At 42.8% G+C, this 19,889-nt stretch carries 15 protein-coding genes; 13 read left to right on the forward strand and 2 right to left on the reverse strand.

Annotated elements, in window-relative coordinates; genetic code table 11:
- Positions 1 to 2: 2 nt before the first annotated feature.
- The 8 genes from ONT19_RS14340 (at position 3) to ONT19_RS14375 (ending at position 10,368) form a co-directional block, all read left to right on the forward strand.
- Complete coding sequence (locus ONT19_RS14340) at positions 3 to 1,814, forward strand: RagB/SusD family nutrient uptake outer membrane protein (RefSeq protein WP_264910898.1); 1,812 nt, start codon at positions 3 to 5, stop codon at positions 1,812 to 1,814.
- A 27-nt stretch (positions 1,815 to 1,841) separates the two neighbouring features.
- On the forward strand, positions 1,842 to 2,891 hold the full coding sequence (locus tag ONT19_RS14345) for a DUF5627 domain-containing protein (RefSeq protein WP_264953147.1): 1,050 nt from the start codon (positions 1,842 to 1,844) through the stop codon (positions 2,889 to 2,891).
- Between the two features lie 41 nt (positions 2,892 to 2,932).
- Positions 2,933 to 5,167, forward strand: coding sequence for an endo-1,4-beta-xylanase (locus ONT19_RS14350; protein ID WP_264953148.1), 2,235 nt, complete (start codon positions 2,933 to 2,935; stop codon positions 5,165 to 5,167).
- Positions 5,168 to 5,197: 30 nt separating this feature from the next.
- Positions 5,198 to 5,635 (forward strand): hypothetical protein, encoded by a 438-nt coding sequence (locus ONT19_RS14355; RefSeq protein ID WP_217755790.1) that lies wholly within the window; start codon positions 5,198 to 5,200, stop codon positions 5,633 to 5,635.
- Positions 5,636 to 5,849: 214 nt separating this feature from the next.
- Positions 5,850 to 6,419, forward strand: a complete 570-nt coding sequence (locus ONT19_RS14360; RefSeq protein ID WP_264953149.1) for a family 43 glycosylhydrolase — start codon at positions 5,850 to 5,852, stop codon at positions 6,417 to 6,419.
- A complete protein-coding gene (locus ONT19_RS14365) occupies positions 6,301 to 7,371 on the forward strand; it encodes a hypothetical protein (protein ID WP_264953150.1) in 1,071 nt (356 codons plus the stop codon). Before ONT19_RS14360 ends, ONT19_RS14365 begins: the two co-directional genes overlap by 119 nt.
- An 85-nt stretch (positions 7,372 to 7,456) precedes the next feature.
- Positions 7,457 to 8,869: a DUF6057 family protein gene (locus ONT19_RS14370; RefSeq protein WP_264953151.1), complete on the forward strand. Its 1,413-nt coding sequence runs from the start codon at positions 7,457 to 7,459 to the stop codon at positions 8,867 to 8,869.
- 68 nt (positions 8,870 to 8,937) lie between these two features.
- Positions 8,938 to 10,368, forward strand: a complete 1,431-nt coding sequence (locus ONT19_RS14375; RefSeq protein ID WP_264953152.1) for a TolB family protein — start codon at positions 8,938 to 8,940, stop codon at positions 10,366 to 10,368.
- A 367-nt stretch (positions 10,369 to 10,735) separates the two neighbouring features.
- Here ONT19_RS14375 and ONT19_RS14380 read toward each other — a convergent pair whose 3' ends face one another.
- The gene (locus ONT19_RS14380) at positions 10,736 to 11,860 is read right to left on the reverse strand and encodes an ATP-binding protein (protein ID WP_117727185.1); all 1,125 of its coding nucleotides are present in this window, start codon (positions 11,858 to 11,860) and stop codon (positions 10,736 to 10,738) included.
- A gap of 670 nt (positions 11,861 to 12,530) precedes the next feature.
- Here ONT19_RS14380 and ONT19_RS14385 point away from each other — a divergent pair.
- The 5 genes from ONT19_RS14385 to ONT19_RS14405 all read left to right on the forward strand — a co-directional run bounded on the left by ONT19_RS14385 (position 12,531) and on the right by ONT19_RS14405 (position 17,894).
- Positions 12,531 to 14,030, forward strand: coding sequence for a glycoside hydrolase family 43 protein (locus ONT19_RS14385; protein ID WP_264953153.1), 1,500 nt, complete (start codon positions 12,531 to 12,533; stop codon positions 14,028 to 14,030).
- Positions 14,031 to 14,252: 222 nt separating this feature from the next.
- Positions 14,253 to 15,113, forward strand: a complete 861-nt coding sequence (locus tag ONT19_RS14390; protein ID WP_264953154.1) for a DUF1593 domain-containing protein — start codon at positions 14,253 to 14,255, stop codon at positions 15,111 to 15,113.
- A 272-nt stretch (positions 15,114 to 15,385) separates the two neighbouring features.
- Complete coding sequence (locus tag ONT19_RS14395) at positions 15,386 to 15,817, forward strand: hypothetical protein (RefSeq protein WP_264953155.1); 432 nt, start codon at positions 15,386 to 15,388, stop codon at positions 15,815 to 15,817.
- A gap of 40 nt (positions 15,818 to 15,857) precedes the next feature.
- A complete protein-coding gene (locus ONT19_RS14400; RefSeq protein WP_264953156.1) occupies positions 15,858 to 16,433 on the forward strand; it encodes a hypothetical protein in 576 nt (191 codons plus the stop codon).
- Between the two features lie 3 nt (positions 16,434 to 16,436).
- Complete coding sequence (locus ONT19_RS14405; protein ID WP_264953157.1) at positions 16,437 to 17,894, forward strand: alpha/beta hydrolase family esterase; 1,458 nt, start codon at positions 16,437 to 16,439, stop codon at positions 17,892 to 17,894.
- A 348-nt stretch (positions 17,895 to 18,242) separates the two neighbouring features.
- Here the strand turns inward: ONT19_RS14405 and ONT19_RS14410 are convergent, their stop codons facing one another.
- A complete protein-coding gene (locus ONT19_RS14410; RefSeq protein ID WP_264952067.1) occupies positions 18,243 to 19,700 on the reverse strand; it encodes an IS1182 family transposase in 1,458 nt (485 codons plus the stop codon).
- Positions 19,701 to 19,889 lie beyond the last annotated feature (189 nt).

Raw genomic sequence — 19,889 nt, forward strand, 5'->3', positions numbered from 1 at the left:
AAATGAAAGTAAAAAATATATTTATATTAGCAGCAATGTCGCTTACCTTGGTTTCTTGCTCAGATCTCTTCGAGCCTGCAGAGGAAAACAACCGTGGCTTGGATGAGATTTACAATGAGCCAACATACGCTCAGGGACTATTGGGATATGGTTATGCGATGCTTCCTTACAATACCAAGAGTGTTACTGATATTGCTACAGATGACGCTGTAAGCAATGACTTGACAAATAGCTTTCTCAAGATGGCTACAGGTTCTTGGACTGCTAATAGCGATCCTATGTCTAAATGGACAAATGGTCGTGCTAGTATCCAATATCTCAATATCTTCCTTCAGGAGGTAGATAAGGTAAACTGGGCAAAGGACGAGAATGCCCGTAAGATGTATTGTGATAGCCGTAAAGGTGAAGCTTATGCTTTGAGAGCTCTCAACTTGTATTATCTTTTGATGAATCATGGTGGATGGACAGCCGATGGCAAACTGCTTGGCGTTCCTAATTTGACAGAACCAGAGACTTCTACTGATGATTTCAACAAGCCACGTAATACATTCCAAGAGTGCTTGGATCAAATCTATAGCGATTTGGACGAGGCTGCCAAGCTTCTCCCTCTTGATTACAATGATTTGACTAATGATAACGATGTTCCTGCCAAGTATAAGGAAATCGGAGTAAAGACCGCAGGAGACTACAACCGTGTGTTTGGTTCCATTATGCGTGGTCGTATCAGCGGTCGTATCGCTGAGGCTATTCGCTCACAGGTATCTTTGCTTGCAGCTAGTCCTGCTTTCTCTGAAGGTACAAACGTGGATTATGCTAAGGCTGCTGACGATGCAGCTACCGTTCTTGACCGTATCAATGGTGTGAATGGATTGTCTGCTACAGGTAATAATTGGTTTATGCAAACCAGGGAAATCGATGCGCTTGGCTCAGGTGCTTGTCCTGCTGAAATTCTTTGGCGTGGCAGTCGTACCAATGGTGCTGATGACTGGGATCTTGGTCTGAACCAAGAGTCTGATAATTTCCCTCCGTCTCTTTATGGTAAGGGTAGAATCAACCCAACTCAGAATCTGGTCGATGCATTCCCTGCTGTAAATGGTTATCCTATCACCGATGATCGTTCAGAGTATGATAAGTCGAATCCTTACAGCAATCGAGATCCTCGTCTTGACCTTTATATCATTCATGATGGTAGTACTTATAAGGGAAAGACCATTCATACAGACATTACGACGGCTAATAACAATGATGGTTTGAATAAGATTTCCAATTCTACTCGTACAGGCTATTACATGAAAAAGCTGTTGCGTGAGGATTGTAATCCTGACCCTAATGCAAAGAATGCTCAGTATCATTATCCTGTGTATATTCGCTATACTGAGATATTCCTTGATTACGCTGAGGCTGCCAACGAGGCTTGGGGACCAAAGGGTAAGGGAACTCACAACTACTCAGCTTACGATGTAATCAAGGCAATCCGTGAGCGTGCCGGAATTGGCGAGTTTGGCGAGGATCCATACTTGGATGAGTGCGCTGGTAGCAAAGAGAAAATGCGTGAGTTGATTCGAAACGAGCGTCGTTTGGAACTTTGTTTTGAAAATAAGCGCTTTAATGACCTTCGCCGTTGGAAAGCTCCTCTAAATGAGGCTGCGCGTGGTGTAGAAATCACTTCAGAGGCTGGTGTTCCATCATACAAAGAAATGAAGGTTGAGGATCGCAGCTATAAAGATTACATGTATTACGGTCCTATACCACAGAGCGAAATATTGAAGTGGAGCAACTTGCAGCAGAATAAGGGCTGGGAAGTAAAAAAATAACGACTAATATTTAAAATGATGAAAACAATGAAGATAAGCAAATATTTGTCCATGGCTGCATTGGGAATCTTGGCTTTTGGCTTTAACTCTTGTGAGAATGGCAACCAAGAATTTCCTGATTATGAGGGCGGTACTACTGTATATTATCCTTATCAGTATATCGAACGTTCTGTAGTTTTAGGCAATGATGAGAATCGCGATAATACGGATGATAATAATCATGTATTGTATATCGTATCTACAATGGGTGGAGCATATAATGGAAAAAACATCACATTGAATGTAGATGTTGATAATTCATTGTGTGACAATCTGTATTTTGAGGATGGAGTCACTCCTGTAAAGCCAATGCCTAGCAATTATTATACAATTCCTACCAAGACGGTTGCGTATAATGGGAAATTGCAGGGACGTCTTCAGGTTAAGTTGGAGGATGCTTTTTTTGCTGACCCAGATTGTGCAAAGAATACATATGTAATCCCAGTTCGCATCAAGGATATGGTGGGAGCCGATTCTATTCTTTCGGGTTCTCCTATCGTTGCAGGTACAACTCCTGTTCGTACTGATGCTTCAGCTTGGTTTATTGTTCCTAAGGATTATATCCTTTATTGCGTTAAGTTTATGAATCCATGGGATGGCTTTTATTTCCGTAGAGGAACTGACAAGATTACAGTGAATGGACAAACTCATGAGGTAAAGCGTGAAGGTGCAACTATTGAAAAGGATGAAGTGAGTCGAATTACAACCAAGAGTTTGAAGGAATGTAATTTCGTAGCCTCTGTAAGTAAAGCTGACGGCTCAAAGGTCACTTGCAACTTGAAACTTACGTTCGATGATAATGGTAATTGTACCGTTTCTTCTGATACAGAGGGCATGACTGCTTCTGGTACAGGTAAGTTTGTAGAAAAGGGAGCAAAGTTGGCTTGGGGTAACAAGGATCGTGACATCCTGACTCTCAATTACAAGGTTGATTTCGGTTCAGGCATTGTTTTGGAAACATCCGATCAGTTTGTTGCCCAGACTCGTGGTAACACCAATGGTATTGTTCAATTCAGTCCTCAGTATATCAGGAAGTAATATTCTTGATAGATAAGTGTCATTCTAATAATTTGATTATTATGAAATTGAAAAATATTAATTTAGGTTTAGGCTTGATGGCTCTCTTGGCTTTGTCTTCTTGTGCTGATGACAAGTTCTCGGAGTACAGAACTGATATGACCAAGAATTTGAAGGAATATCAGTATCTGAATAACTACGAGCCTTTGAAGAAATACGTGGAAGATATGAAAGCTGCCGGCAAGTGCAATCCCAACTTTAAGTTGGGCATTGCGCTTGAAGCAGCCGAATTCAACAAGCAGGCACTTGTATATTGCCTTGCTGGTAGCAATTTCAATGAAATGACTGCTGGTAATGCCATGAAAATGGCTTCTTGTGTGAAAGATGATGGCAGTATGGATTTTTCGTTAGTCAAGGAGTTCGTCAAGAATGCGAAAGATGCAGATATGACGATTTATGGTCATACGCTGGCTTGGCATTCTCAGGCAGCCAATAAGTACCTCAAAAATCTTATCAAGGATAAGGAGTTGCCACCTGATCCAAATGGTGGAAACAAGTACTTGGAGATTGCTTGTGGCGAAGCTGGTGCCAATAAATGGGATAAACAGATTAGTTATGTGTTGCCTAAGGCATTGGTTAAGGGACAAAGTTACGTGATGACCGTTAAGGTAAAGGCTTCGGATGGTGGAACTTTTGCTGCTTGGCCTATTTGGGAAGCAAGTGATAATAAAAACGAATGGGGTGGTAGTAATGATGTTCAGTATTTGGCTGATTATGACATCACTAACGATTATTCTACTTTGACTTGGGAGTTTACTGCCAATTTCCCTATTGATAAGCTTCAGTTTGTGTTCGGTAACGTAGGAGGAACCATTTCTTGCGATGACTTTAAGTTGACGAAAGCTGGTTCTGATGAGAATCTTATTGAAAATGGAGACTTTGCAAAAGAGTCAGCTCGTGGTTGGAATCCGACTGGCTGTACCATCAAGGTGGCTTCTGCAGCCGCAGCTGTCGAGGTAGAACAACTAGTTCATGAGCAAACCTATACTGATGGACCTTTCCCATTCTATGCTATGGGTTGCGAACCACCTGTTGTGAATGGGGCTATCCATTTTGTTCCAACAGGAGATTGGTCTCAGTTCTTTGTTATGCCAAGTAGCAACAATACGCTTTCTGAGGAGGGTAATTATGTGGTTTATCTTGACTTGTCAGCTTCAAAGGATGCTAGTGGAGTAGAATTGACTATGCAGAATGGTTGGGATGCAAATAGTAACCAGCAAATTACTGTAAAAGTACCTGTTTCTGCTGGTCGTCATACCGTAAAACTTCCGATGCCTAATATTGCTGGAGGTAATTATGATATTATCTTGAAACCACAGACAGCAGATGCTACTTTGGATGTACATTCTGTTAAGGTTTATCAGGTCAAGAATCTCAACTCCATTCCTCTCACCGATGAAGAGAAGAAAAATGTTCTTACCACTGCCATGGGAACTTGGATTGATGGTATGATGGAGGCTACTGATGGTTATGTTACATCTTGGGATGTTGTGAACGAGGCCCTTTCTGGTGCCGATAAAGATGGTGATGGCAAGTTTGACTTGCAGTCTGCTAAACGAGGCAACGTTTCAGCTGACGATGCAAAGAACAATTTCTACTGGCAGGATTATCTCGGCGACATCGACTATGTTCGCACAGCCGTGGCTGATGCTCGCAAGAGTTTTGCCGCCCATAATGGTGACCCTGACAAATTGAAACTCTTCATCAATGATTATAACTTGGAGAGCGATTGGGACGACAATGGCAAGTTGAGGAGTTTGATTCAGTGGATCAAGGATTGGGAGGCTGATGGCGTGACCAAGATTGATGGTATCGCATCTCAGATGCATATCTCTTGCTATGCTGATCCTGTCAAACAGGAAAGTGTGAAAAAACATATCGTCAAGATGTTGGAGTTGATGAAGAAAAGTGAAAAGCTTTGCAAGATTTCTGAACTTGATATGGGTTATGTCGATGCCGCTGGCAATTCTGTAACTTATGATCAGATGACCGAGGAACAACACAAGGAAATGCGTGACCTCTACACCTTCGTTCTCCAGAAGTACTTCGAGATTATCCCTGCTGCTCAGCAGTATGGCATCACTCAGTGGTGTGCTACAGATTCTCCTAAGGATTCAGGTTGGCGCAAGGGTGAGCCTACTGGTCTCTGGGATCTCAACTATCTTCGCAAGCATACCTATGCAGGTTTCGCTGTAGGTCTTGGTGCTCCTAAGTATTGGGAGAACTTAGCTGAATAACTGTTAATATGAGTATTAAAGAAAATAAGTATGAAAAAGTTTTTATTGACATTAGTGGCTGTCGTTGTATCTTGTGTTGCTATGGCTGCAAACAATATGCGAAGTGAATCTGTTAATGGCTTCTTTAATATTGAAGGAACGTATAATACCAGTGCGTATCCTGGTAATTACCTGTTGTTGGATTCGAATGATTTTCCGATGAAGTCTGATGTTGTTGGAGTCTGTTTGAACGTCCTACCTGAAGGTTATCATTACCAATGGCTACCAATGTATGGAGCCGAGGGTGTGCAAATCCAAGTCATGCCTGAAACTCGCATCGCTTATATAAGCCAAAATGGAAAAACTGAGGAGTTTGATTTTAAGGTATGTATAATAAATGAGTCAACAGGATACCCTGAAATAGTTAGGACTTTTAAATTCGTATATCATAAGAATTTTTTCGGACCAACTGGGCATCCTATAGATTAATGCTTGGGTTAGCAACATGAAATATGAACATTGAAATAGAACATTAGTTTTTAGGTTTTATCATATAATGATTAACCGAAATATATGTTAGTCGTGATAGGTCAGTTGAGCCATGAGGCTCGACTGACCTTTTTGAATTCTCTTTTTTACACCACGCAAAGGCGTTGAGTGTAAAAGGCATATCTTTTAAAAACTTAACTCAATAAATTGGATGATGAAGAAACTGATAATTTTAGCAGGTTTATTGGTGTCTTTGCAGGCGAATGCGCAAAATTATGCCAAGCAGTGGTGTGCTGACAATGGTGATGGTACTTATACCAATCCAATCATCAACTCAGACTTTCCTGCCCCTGACATTATCCGCGTGGGGGATACCTATTATTATGTATCTACCACAATGTTCTATTTCCCTGGTGCGACAATCTTGAAGTCGCACGACTTGGTGAACTGGGAATATTGTGCCAATCCTCTCCAAAAAATAGCGGAGTCGGAGCCTTTTAATCTCCAGAATGGATATAATCAGTATTCCAAAGGGCAATGGGCTCCTAGTCTGAAATACTACCAAGGTAAGTTTTACCTTCACTTCATCGCCTTCAACCATGAAAAGTTTGCCGATGGTGGTGACTGGATTGCTTTTCGAAAAGCAGGACATCCATCAAGGGGGATTGGTACAGACGCAGACAGGCGAATGGTGGACGATTCTCTTCAAGGATGCAGGTACTATCGGGCGTATTCCGTATCTCGAACCTGTGGTATGGAAAGATGGATGGCCTATTCTCGGTAACAATGGCATTGATGTGAGCAAGGGTGGCAAGTCTTACAAGAAGCCTAATGTAGGTAAGGAATATCCAAAAACATACTTGCCAACCAATGATGGTTTCAACACCGACAAGCTTGGGATGCAGTGGGAATGGAACCACAATCCTGACAATTCGGCATGGTCTTTGACCGAACGACCTGGATTCTTGCGCTTATACACGTCGGGCATTGTGAAGGAAGGCACCGACACCAAGCTCAACGAATTCTTACAGGCGCGCAATACCTTGGCCCAACGCATGTTTGGATACGATAAGGAGGGTGCCTCTACTTCTACCGATACGTATGGCACGATTTGCTTAGATGTATCCCATATGAAGGAAGGTGATGTGGCTGGGCTTTGTGTATTCCAAGACCCCCATGCTTATGTTGCAGTAAAGATGATCAACGGCAAGAAAAGAGTGGTTTACTATCGTGCTCCTTGGTGGGAACCAAAGGCTGCTTGGCAGGGTGTAGTAGATGATACGGAACATTATAGGACGTTTAGCACATCTACTGCTTCGCACAACGATAAGATCTATCTTCGGGCAGTGGCCAATTTCAAAACCAATAAATTGAAGTTCTATATCAGTTGGGACAATCAGAAGTGGTTTGATTTGGGCAAGAACATCGAAACCGAGATGCGCTATACCCTCAAGATATTCACAGGCAATCGCTTTGCCATCTTTAATTATGCAACCCAGCAGAATGGAGGCTATGTGGATGTGGATTGGTTCTCGACAGAAGAGACTGTTGATGAAAATAAATTCAACGATTTGACTGCCATTGAGCAAGTAGAGTCGAAGACTAAACGTATTGTTTCTCGCCAGTTTTATAATGTGTCAGGTGTAAAGTTACCGAGATCTCAGCATGGCTTGAACATTGTGAAGACGCGTTATGAGGATGGAACGGAGAAAACTTATTCTTTTGTTAAGCAATAAAAAACTAAAATAGAAGGTCGGTTGAGCCGTAAGGCCCGATCGGCCTTCTCCTAATAGCGGGAATGGTTCGTAAAAAATAACATATATGATGAAACGATTAATGATAAACTCTAAACTGATGATATGGCTTGGCATCTGCATCGTCTTTGTATGCATTTGCCATTCTGCCGCTACTTACCATTTTTATTACTTGGAACAGTGGAATACGTTTTATTGGGATGCCGATGCCGTCTGCCAAACCTTGGCTAAGCCGGGTGGGGTGGCTATTGTATTGGCAGACTTCCTTATGCAGTTCTTCTGTTATGGGGCTGGGCCCGTTGTGTATGGTATCTTGATGACTTTGGTAGCTTATGCCCAAAGCTTATGGGTGAAAGAGGGAGCCAGATACCTAGGTTGCATCACGGCGGTTGCGATGCTGATGACACTTGTTTCCAATATGAGCTGTTTGCTTGCGGGCAGTGTGTGTTTGGTGATGATTATGTTCTTGGTGGCGGTTGTACTTCGTTGCAGACTTTGGTTGAAGGTTGTCGCAGTCGCTATGATAGCTTTGGTGGTAAGAAGAAATTGCTTGGTTCGAGAAGGTTCTGTGCTAAACTTCATGGCTTATCTGCCTTGGCTTATGGCTGTGGTCGTGGGGGTGTTGCAACTTTGTTATGTTTATCTGCAAAAGCAACTCGGCAAGTATGGCTTGATGGCTCAGTGTGTGGTTGTGCTAGGGGCGGTTGTTGTCCTGTTTGTTTCTAGCTATCAAGCTCAGGACGAATATATGAAGAAAATCTATTATTATGTTCGTCACCAGCAATGGGATGAGATTATCAACCGTAGCAATAGCCGTGGTGCCAAGGGCAATGTCACCTTCCAACTCTGTCGCAATATGGCACTCGCCGAGAAGGGAGAACTGGGAGAAAAACTGCTGATGTTTGACCAGCAAGGCATGAACAGTATCATGGCTTCCGATTTTAAGACCTTGCAGATGAGCATGCTTATGATGGATGTCTATTATGCGATGGGCTATGTGAACATGTCGCAGCTTTGTGCCTTTGAGTCTCAGGAGTATATGGATAATAAAAGCCCATATCTTTGGCAACGATTGGTGGATACGAACATCGAGAATGGCGCCTATGCGGTGGCAGAGAAATATATCAAGCTTTTGGAGCGAACCTTGGCTTACCGTGATTGGGCTAAAGAACGACGCAGATTTCTCTATAACGACAAGGCTGTGAGGGCAGACAAGGTGTTGGGAATGAAACGCAAGTGTATCTTCTCCGATGATAAGTTGATTGGCAACGGTGGCTTCGACAACGACTTGGCTTCCATCGTCAAGGCTTGTCCTGAGCATCGTGCCACTTTGGAGTATTTGGGAGCGATGTATATCGTGGCGAACCAACGATCCAAGTTCTTGGCTCTGATGAAGCAATACATGGGAACGAAGGCTATGCCGCACATTCCAGCCTCCTTTGCCAAGGCAATGGAAGTGTTTTGTAAAAATCCAGAATGAAAGAGTGATTAGATTATGTTAATCCAATAATAAGTGTTTGCAAAATGATGTGCTATATATATAATAATGTGAAATGCAGAATCGGTAGGGTAGTGATGGCTTGCCTCGGATTATGTTTGTTGGCAAGTTGTTCTTCACGAGTGGTTGTTGATAAGCAACTCTCCGAGTCGCCTAAGATATTTCCGGATTATCAGAATGTAACGATTCCTAGTCAGATGGCTCCGCTCCATTTCCGAGTGGAAAAAGAGCCAGGCGAGGTTGTCGCTGCCATTTTTTCCACAGACGATGGAAAGAGCGTAACGGTTCAGGCGGATGATACAGAAGTCTGTATCGGCGAGGGTGATTGGAAAAATCTCATAACTTCCGCTTCTCGCATCGAAGTACAGGTAGTTGTGAGAAGAGGTGAGAATAATTGTGGTCTCAAGCCTTTCTCAATCCACGTCTCGCCTGATAGCATTGACCCCTATATTGCTTATCGCCTAATCGAACCAGGCTATGAGCAATGGTACAAGATGGGCATCTATCAACGTTGTCTTTCCGATTATTCGCAGTCGCCTATCTTGGAGAATACGGTGACGGGGAATAATTGCATGAACTGTCACAACTTCTGCAATCAGAATGCCAAACAGATGATGCTGCATCTGCGTGCGGGAAAGTTGGGAGGCACATACGTGATGCAAGGAGATGGGTTGGCTAAGAAGTTGAGCATCGATGTGGATAGTATCAAGTCGTTGGTTTATCCAGCTTGGCATCCTTCAGGCAAGTTGATCGCTTTCTCAACCAATGATACCCATCAGGGTTTTCACTCATCAGACAGAAATCGCATTGAGGTCTATGACCAGAAGTCGGATGTCGTGGTTTATGACTTGGCATCCAACCATATCTTTACTTCTCCTTTATTGAGCTCGCAACGAAGTTTTGAAACTTATCCTTGTTTCTCACCAGATGGCAAGCGTCTCTATTTCTGTACCGCAGATAGTGTGGAGATGCCTCGTCGTTATAAGGACGTGAAATATAGCGTTTGTTCCATAGCCTTTGATGCTGCCCATCATGCTTTTGGCACCGAGGTAGATACGCTTTTTTCAGCTCATACGACAGGTAAAAGTGCCGTAATGCCTCGCATTTCGCCAGATGGCAAATGGTTGGTGGTTACGGTAGCCGATTATGGTTGTTTCCCTATTTGGCATCATGAGGCAGATCTTTGTATCATCAATCTCCAAACCAAGGAATGTCAACCTTTGTCGGCTGCCAATAGCCGAGATACCGAGAGTTATCACTCATGGAGTAGCAATGGTAGATGGCTCGTCTTTGGCTCGCGCCGAGTAAATGGGCTTTATACGATGCCTTATATTTGTCATATCGACAAGAACGGCAAGGCTTCCAAGCCATTCCTTCTGCCACAGAAATCTCCTGATTTCTACGACAAGTGCTTGAAATCATTCAATATTCCCGAGTTCGTGAAGGATAAAGTGGAGTTGAAAGACATAGAGAAAAAATAATTTTTTCTCGATTTTATTACCACCGTTACCACCACCTAAAATATAGGGAACTACAAAGGGTGATCCTACTGGTCTCTGGGACCTCAACTATTCCTTAAAATGGCACGAAAACGCACTTTTTCTCACTTTTTTTTCGAGAAAAAGTGCGTTTTCGTGCCAAAATCTTTAATTTGGCTTCCCAGAGAAGGACGTGATGTATTAGGCATCCTACAAGCGGAATCTTTATTCACAAGGGTAGAAAAATTGTGATGAAGTAGTTAGGTTTTGTGATAAAATAAAAATCGTTTTGTTGTTTAGATGTCCTTTCACCTTTCATCTATCTTCTTGCATTTCAGATAGATGAAAGGTGAAAGGACTTTTTTGTTTCTTATAGGTGCTCTAGCCAATTCTCGGGAGTGATGATCGTTTTATCCTTCACATCGTATGTGTTTAGGAAGGAAGCAGGAAACTGAGTATTTGCTCTCTTTGGATTCCATTTCATTTCGAAGAGAGTAAACTGTCCGTCGCTTTCCTCGATGTAGTCTATCTCTTGCTGTTGGTTGGTTCGCCAGAAATAGCTGTTTACATATCTTCCTTCATACTGGTTAGCTTTTATTCTTTCGCTGATAACGAAGTTCTCCCACAAGGCACCAACATCTTGTCGAAGGGTCAAAGGCGCAAAGTTTTGCAATATGGCATTTCGGATACCATTGTCGTAAAAGTAAAACTTCTTGGCTCGTTTCAGTTCTGTGCGCAGGTTTCTGCTAAAACCATTTAGCTTGAAGATGATATAGCATTTTTCTAGCAAGTCTACATATTTTTCCACGGTTTTGCTGTCCGTACCTACTGTCTGTGCCAGCTCATTGTATGAAACTTCGCTAGTAACTTGCAGTGCTAAAGCAGTGAGTAGCTTGCTAAGCAATGCAGGTCGGCGTATACTCTCTAAGGTGAGCAAGTCCTTATAGAGATAACTATTGGACAGATTGTACAAGATGTCTTTTGCATCTTTTGTATGATTGATGACATCTGGGTATGAGCCATAGATGAGGCGATTCTCTAGTGTTTGCTTTACTGTAAGTAAGCCTTGAGATTCGAGTAATTCACCAGTGGACAATGGAAAGAGATGATACTCAAACTTTCTGCCGGTCAGTGGCTCATTGAGCTTGTTTTGTAATTCAAATGAGGAAGAGCCTGTTACCAGTAATTGTACTTCAGGGAAGTTGTCGGTAATCAATTTTAGGGTTAGCCCTATGTTTTCTACTCTTTGTGCCTCGTCTATCATGACAATCTTGTGTTTGCCAATGAGCAATTTTAGTTCTTGGCTATTCACCTGGGATAGCATTTCTTTTACTTCTGGCTCATCACAGTTTAATTGCAATATAGGTTCCGTACGTTTTTCAAGTATCATTTTGAAAAGCGTACTTTTTCCTACTTGTCTGGCACCTATTATAATAATAGCTTTACCACCAAACATTCTGGCCTCTATCGTTTCTTGTAGTTTCCTTCTTATCATTTTATTCTTATGTTTAAATCTTCTGCAAAGATTATGCAAATGAGCGCAATGAAAGCTCGCTTTCAAATTGCCGAGTGCAGCTAATCTTCTGCAAAGATTATGCAAATGAGCGCAATGAAAGCTCGCTTTCAAATTGCCGAGTGCAGCTAATCTTCTGCAAAGGTAATGAAAATATTCGCTAATCCAAAAAATAACACTGTTTTTTTGGATTATAATCCGAAAATTCGTACTGATTTTTTGGATTAGGGACATTTTTGAGCTATTTTTGCCTTGTTAATAGGGTGCCATGTAACTTTAGTTTATACCCAATGTTATGGGTTGTGAAAATTCTTAATCTAGTATCTGTTGCTTGTAGCCCTAGGAGTTGATGATTGTTGTTCCAGAAGCTAATGCCTTTAACTCCTGTTCCTAATGATTGCAAGTCCTAGAATCGCATATCTTTTGGCGACCGCCAAAAGATATGCGGAAGGCATTCTTCTCACTATTACTTACGTCACTTGTAGGCATCAAGCCCTACGCTTGTAATCATTCAGTACTGGGAGGGCAGGTAACAAACCTGCCCTTCCAGTGCATTTTGATACGTTTGATAAAGTATTTGATATATGGCGCAAAGCCTATGTCGGATTATTCTTGTAATTTTGCAACGAATAAACAATTTAATCATATACGAATGAAAAAGAAAAATATCCAGACCCCCGTTTTATCAATGGCCATTGCTGCATGTATGATATCTCACCAGCAAAATGCGTGGGGCAGAGAAAAACCGTCCCTGCAAAATGATTCCGTGCCTTATGTAACCATGCCGGACGTTTCCCCTAAACTCACCACAGGAGATGGAAATCCCCTGCTGGATTTTATGTTTACAGCGGATCCAACTGCAGTAGAATATAATGGCAGAATTTATGTGTACGCAACAAACGATCAGCAACAATATGATTCAATAGGCGGTTACGGAAAAAACTCCTACGAATACATCAAATCTCTGGTGATGATGTCTTCCGATGACATGACAAACTGGACCTATCACGGAATTATTAAAACAGACAGCATCGCCCCATGGATACAAACATCATGGGCACCGTCGATCGCAAAACGTGAGGAAGCGGACGGCAAGACTCACTTCTACCTCTATTTCTCCAATAGCGGGGGTGGAACCGCAGTGCTGACATCCACATCCCCCATAGGACCGTGGTCAAGCCCGCTGAATCATAGTTTGGTAGACACAAACACTCCCGGCATAGCAGGAGAATGCAAAGCTGCTTTCGATCCGGGTGTAGTCATCGATGACAAAGGAAAAGGTTGGCTGACAGTAGGCGGAGGATGTGCTCGCATTATGCGTTTGGGAAAAGACATGATTAGTGTGGATGGCCCGATAAAGCCCATCAGGGCTCCCCATCATTTCGAAGCTAACGAATTAAACTACATCAACGGCACATACGTTTATACTTATAACATAGATTGGCAAGATTTTAGCGACTGGCCTCTCCCGACAGAGAAACCAACCACCTGTTGCATGAGTTACATGACTAGCAAAACTCCGCTGGTAACCAAAAGTTGGAAATACCAGCACAACTATATGAAAACCCCTGGAGATTATGGATTTGACTACAGCAACAATCATACACATCTACACAAATTCCGCGGGAAATGGTATGTATTCTATCACACAATGAGTTTGCAACATAGTTTCAATACAACAGCTGGTTTTCGTAATGTTTGTGTCGATGAAATACAAGTTGACGAGAATACTGTGAATATCCACATGGGTAATCAGACTCTGAAAGGCGTAAAACAGATACAGCCTATGAATCCGTTCATCATCCAGCAGGCCGAAACCACAGCAGCCACACAAGGTGTCAAGTTCACAAATGGAAAAAACATCGGGGACATGTATGCCGTTACCGTTCCCAACAAGACTGGCATCATTGCTGTCAGAGGTGTGGAATTCAACAAAGTACCTTCCAGTCTGGAAATTAAGGCATCCGGAAACGGAATCATAGAAGTCCGCCGGGATAGGCCGGACGGAGAAGTCATAGCTTCAATCAAAGTCGGTACCCCGCAAATGAAACTCATAGAATCCCAACTTCAAAAGAATATGACAGGCACAATGGACCTCTGTTTTGTCCTGAAAGGAAACAATATCACATTCGACGAATGGAAGTTCAAATGATAACTTCCTGATGACAAGGAGGGTGCATTGCCCATTATGATGCACTCTCCTTAACTTCCTGTACGTATCCCGCGCTGAGGAGACTATGCATGGAAGCTGTGCTATCGTTGGATTCTCTTGTTTGTTTTTGCAACACTAAGATAAGTGAATTCTTCGACATGGCAAAATCCTGGGCCGCTCGGCTCTGCCGCTTGACTTGTTCAAGAACTTTTTGCTGCTCAGGTGTTTAAAAAGTTTCTGAATAAGTTGTGTGTTTATACAATTACAGACCAAGATGTATGCGGAGGTCCCCCTGTGGATTATGCCTTCAGTTCTCATCAATGGATCCGCAAGACTTGCGGCAAGGATATCCGCTTTTTCTGGGACGACAGCGCCTGGATCGTGCAGAACGCCATAGGAAGCCAGAATTGGAACGAATACGCAACTCATATACAAAATCACGGGAATCTAGGGAAAATATATCCGAAAAACAAATACGGAGTGGAAGGCGACACTCCTTCTTTCCTACATGTAACCCCAAATGGATTAAACGATCCGACCGTATGTAGCCAGGTAGGTTGGGGTGGCTATTTCCGATGGGGACTGTCACCAGACAGTCTGACAACATGCTACACAAATGCAGATCCGGCAGTCAGATGCATATCGGAGAAATATGAAAAATACTTCTATCCCGCAATATTCGCCAACTTCATGGCACGTATGGATTGGGCTGCATACGGCAAAGGAAACCGTAACCCGATAGTCATCGTAAATGGTGAAAAGGGATTGAACCCGATTATAATTGAACCAGAAACAGAAGAGGAACTCCAATTAAACGCTTCAAAATCTGTGGATCCGGATAAAGATAAACTGACATTCCACTGGTGGATATTGCCGGAAGCGGGTACTTACACCTCAACGGTAAGTATCAGAGAGGCAGACAAAGCTAATGCCATTCTACGTATCCCCCAGGATGCAGCAGGAAAAGAACTGCATATAATCTGTGAAGTGACAGACAATGGGACTCCGGCGCTGACCAGTTACAGAAGGGTCATCATCCGCCCAAAACTTGGCGAGACATTCAACCTTTCTGGGCAGCGATAAACATAACTATAAAGGCAATGTTATCAGAAAAAGATAATTCAGTAATTGATATTTAACATATAACAAATGAGACGTTTACAAATAGGTTTGATGGTGTATCATTTTCATTATAATGTTGGCTATCAAACCTATTTGGTACTTCTCACAAAGTATTTGTTATACCACGCAAAGTCTTTTTCAGCCTTTTCTGTTACTTTTGCAAGCGGAAATGAGAAACATTTCTCGTTCCACGAATGAACAATTATTATCAATAAACTTAAAATTAAAAGCGTATGAAAAAATTTACTTTTGTATTGGCAGCAATGTTTGCTTTTGCAACATTGGGTAATGCCGCTGAAACTGAAGAAACAGTTTATTTCGGTGGTGCAGCAAGCTGGGCATTCAAGAAGTTTGCAGACATTAATGGTCCTTTACCTTTGAGTGTAACAGCAACAGAAGATTGGAATGAAGTTACTTTGACAGACAAGGCTTCTATCTCTACTTCAGATTATAAAGCGATTAAGGTTTACTATTCTGATCTTACACAGGTTGGTGACAACAAGATGCAACTTGTCATTGGTGTTAAGGCTCCAGGCTATGGTAAGGACAACTGGGATTTGGATCCTGCTGATTATGTAGACGTTGATCCTGCAAAGGAGAGCGTAGAATTGGAACTTGGCGATAAATATGATGGCAAGTCTATTGACAAGTTGACATTGGCTTAAGAAAGTAGGTGCTTCTATCACTATTAATAAGGTGGTATTTGTGAAGCAGAATGGTGATGAGGAAATTCAGAGTACCTCTGCAAGTGGAGAGGTAAAGCAGGTAACTGCTACTCCTTGGTTTGAGTTCACTCAGTGGAATTTGCAGTATCTTTGTGACAAGACTTGCACATTGTTGACCTATACAAAGTCTGCTGAGGAGTCTCAGAAATATGTTATCGAGTTCGCTGAGCCTACTAAGGATGCATTGCAGTGGTTGCCGATGGCTGTTACTGCTGGTGACGATGAGGTCCCTGCTTATATCGGCATTCCTGTTGGAAGTGAGAAAGCTGAACTTGAACTCAATAGTGAAATTGAGTTTACAAAGGATCAAGCTCCTGTAGAGTGGACTTCTATTAAGTCTATTGCTCTTCAGAGCAATTGTGCTGCTGGCGCTACTCAGACCGTAAAGATTAAGAGTGCAAAGCGTATCATCACTAATACTACCACAGGTATTTCTAAGGTAGAGAATCTGAAGGTTGCCCAGGATGGCAAGTGCTTCAACCTCGCTGGTCAGCAGGTAGGTAAGGGTTACAAGGGCATTGTGATCAAGAATGGTAAAAAGATGGTTATCAAGTAATAGATGAGACGTTTTACAATGCTCGCATCTCTCCTCATGGTTCTGTGCCTACAAATGGCGGCACAGACCTGGGAAGATGTAAAAGTGGGGACTTCTACTCGCAAGACCCTCACTTATGTACCAAAGAATGTAGAGAAATCACCAGCTCTGGTGATTTCTCTTCATGGTATGAATCAGGACCCTGGGTTTCAGCAGAATCAGACGCAATGGAACGCGCTGGCTGATACCGAGGGTTTTATTGTTACCTATCCGCTGGGTAATAACAAGATGTGGGACACTAACGGTACTTCTGATGTGAAGTTTGTGGAGACTGTCATCCAAGAAATGATAAAACAGCACCATGTGGACAAGAACCGCATCTATCTCTCGGGTTTCTCTATGGGTAGCTGGCTGGGTTACCACTGCCTGGAAACGCTTGGCGATAAGATTGCTGCCTTCGGACCAGTGAGCGGTGTGGACATCGGTAAGCAGCCTAGAGCTAACCGCATGGTGCCTATCATGCATATTCACGGAACCGCTGATGATGTGTTCAAATATACGGGCGATCCTTATCACATGGCTGGCGGTTATCCTAGCATTGAGGAATATGTAAAGAAGTGGGCTGCCTACGAGGGTTGCGATGTAAGCAATCCGCAGGTAATCCGTCCTTATCCTTCCGGCAGAAAAACTGCCAGTGCTACCCGTACTATCTATAATAATGTGAACGATGATGTAGAAGTGAACCTTATCTCCATTGACGGTAAGGGACATTGGCATTCCAATGAACCTAACGGGGTAAATTCTACCCAGGAACTGTGGAACTTCTTCAAGCATCATCAGTTGAACCAGCATCCGGTACCTGTGGAAAACCGCAACTATTTCATCCGTTACGAGAGTACTGTGGGCGAGAACCTCTGGGACCGTCAGGCTGTCTACACCTTGCCAAAGGCTTTGGAAAAGGGTGCTAAGTATACGCTGACCATGAAGATGAGAACTTCAGCAGATTGCGCTGAACTGGGATTCTGGCCTATCTGGAATGCAAGTGCCAACAAGAACCAGTGGGGTGGAAGCGATGATGTGCAGTATCTGGCAGCCTATTCTGTAGAGGCTGGCGACTGGAAAACGCTGACCTGGAATTTCACAGCCAACTTCACCTTGGATACCTTCCAGTTTGTATTTGGCAAATATGGTGGTACACTCGATATTGACGACATGGTGTTGGTGAAGGAAGGAACATCAGAGAATCTGATAGCCAACTCCGATTTCTCAGCCCGCAATATTCAGGGCTGGAGCACCAACTGGAAAGGTCCAAGCTATTTTCTTGCCAACGAAGCCAATGCATCAACAGGCATCGAGAAGCCAGCTGTGGCAACCATGATGAAATCAGCGGATAAGGCATACTACACTCTTCAAGGTGTGAAGGTTCTTCGCCCTACCAAGGGTATTTATATCCATGGTGGTAAGAAAATCGTGATTAAATAACAAACAGAAGTTTCGCATGTGGTTCAAGTACGGGCTGAAGGCCCAAAAGCTCCAGAAGCAGCACGCCCTGAAGGCCCAAAAGCTCCAGAAGCAGCACGCCCTGAAGGCCCAAAAGCTCCAGAAGCAGCACGCCCTGAAAGGGCAGAAGCTCCTAGCCCAGGGAGGGCACTGAAAAAGGTACCCAATTTTAAGTTGCATAGCTTGTTTTTGAACTTTAATTCTTGTCCAAGACGCATTTCATCTTTTAAAAGTGAAATACTTTTTTGGACAGGAATATAGTCTCAAACAGCTTTCTATAGCGTTTCTGGCGTTTAATTCGGCAATATATAGAGAAATCTACTTCCCCCCTTATGCATTTTGCATCAATTTGATGATTCTCTTCACATTTGCAGCGAAAATAGTCAAAGCTCCCTGCATTTCCATGCACGACAAACCGTATGACAGGGCTCTGTCATATCCTAAGACATTCTTAAGTTCGGAGTTTTTGGCTTCTATCTTGTATCGTTTCCTCTGAAGATTTATAAACTCTTCTGTTTTTTGATATTCGATTTGCTCCAACTGTTCATCCGATTTGATGGTAACCGCATATGTTTTTGTCTTGGCTCCTTCCTTGTAGCAACCTTCACGTAATGGACAGACCTTGCATTTGTCCACATCAAAATAATAGGTAATGCTGGAGTTTCTGTGACGCTTGTCATTTTTGCGATAATTCATCTCTTTCCATTTCGCCAGATGCCCTGCTGGGCAGACGTACAGATCTGCATCCTTGTTGTATTCAAAAGGGAGTTTGTTTGTTCGATTACCGTCAATTACAGAGCTTAAACGAGCAGAGAGGCGCATATTGTTTTCCTTTGCCATTTTGAGATTCTCCTTGCTGGAATATGCCTTATCTGCTACTATGGAATCAACTTCCATTCCTGCTTCCTCTGTCTTTTTTATCAATTCTGGCAATTGCTGTCCATCACCCTTCTCGCCGGAGGTGACGGTAGCTGCGGTGATAATTCTCTCATCGCTCATAGCTATATGCGTCTTATAGCCAAAGAATGAAGAATGCGCTGTTTTATGTCCTGTACGGGCATCTGCATCTTTTGATATTACGCCTCGGGTCTCTGCGTCTGAAATGGTTTCTTTCAGCATATTGAGACGCTCCTTGACTGCAGGCATATTGGCAGTTGCAGCATCAGCTTCCACCGTAGCAACTATCGTTTTGGCTGCAGTCATGATAGAAGAATACTTCTTTTCTTTTGGAAGCTCAGGCAATTCCATGCTGTCATCCACAGAATTAACGACCTTGATTACGGCCTTGCAATAATACTCCAAACTCTTTGCTGCACTGATAGGGTTGGAACGAGAATGCGTATGGGTTGCATCAACAATGATGGTTCTAGACTTGAGGACACCTGCTTCTATAGCAATAGAAACAGTCTTCTTGATAAGAAGATCCAACAGGTCCATATCCTTCAGACGAAGTCGACGGAATTTGGTCAAGGAACTAGGATTAATCAGATTAGTCTCCTCAGGAGTTAATCCCAAGAAGTACTTAAACGACATATCATAGCGAGTACGTTCAACAACATCAACATCCGATATGTCATAGATTACCTTTAAAAGAAGATACTTAAACATACGGATAGGACTCTCTGCTGTACGACCATTGTCATGACAATACTTGTCCTGCAATTCCTGGTATACGAAACGAAAGTCCACCAGGTCAGTAATCTGGCGGAGCAGGTTGTCTTTTGGGATAATCAAGTCATACAAACTTGAATAATCACTGAATGATATGGTCTGTTGTTGCTCTAGCATAATCCTTGTATTTTTCTACAAAGATACAAAAAATATTGCACATATGCAACTTTTGGGTACACTATTTCAAAGATCGAATGTTAAACTAACATAACCCATGAAGGGACTTTTTCAGTGCCCTCCCAGGGCATCGCCCTGGGTATAATGGCAATCAGTAAGGCGCCCTGTAAGGGCAAAAGCTTTATATTT

The sequence above is a fragment of the Segatella copri genome (assembly GCF_026015625.1).
Taxonomy (GTDB): Bacteria; Bacteroidota; Bacteroidia; order Bacteroidales; family Bacteroidaceae; genus Prevotella; species Prevotella copri_H.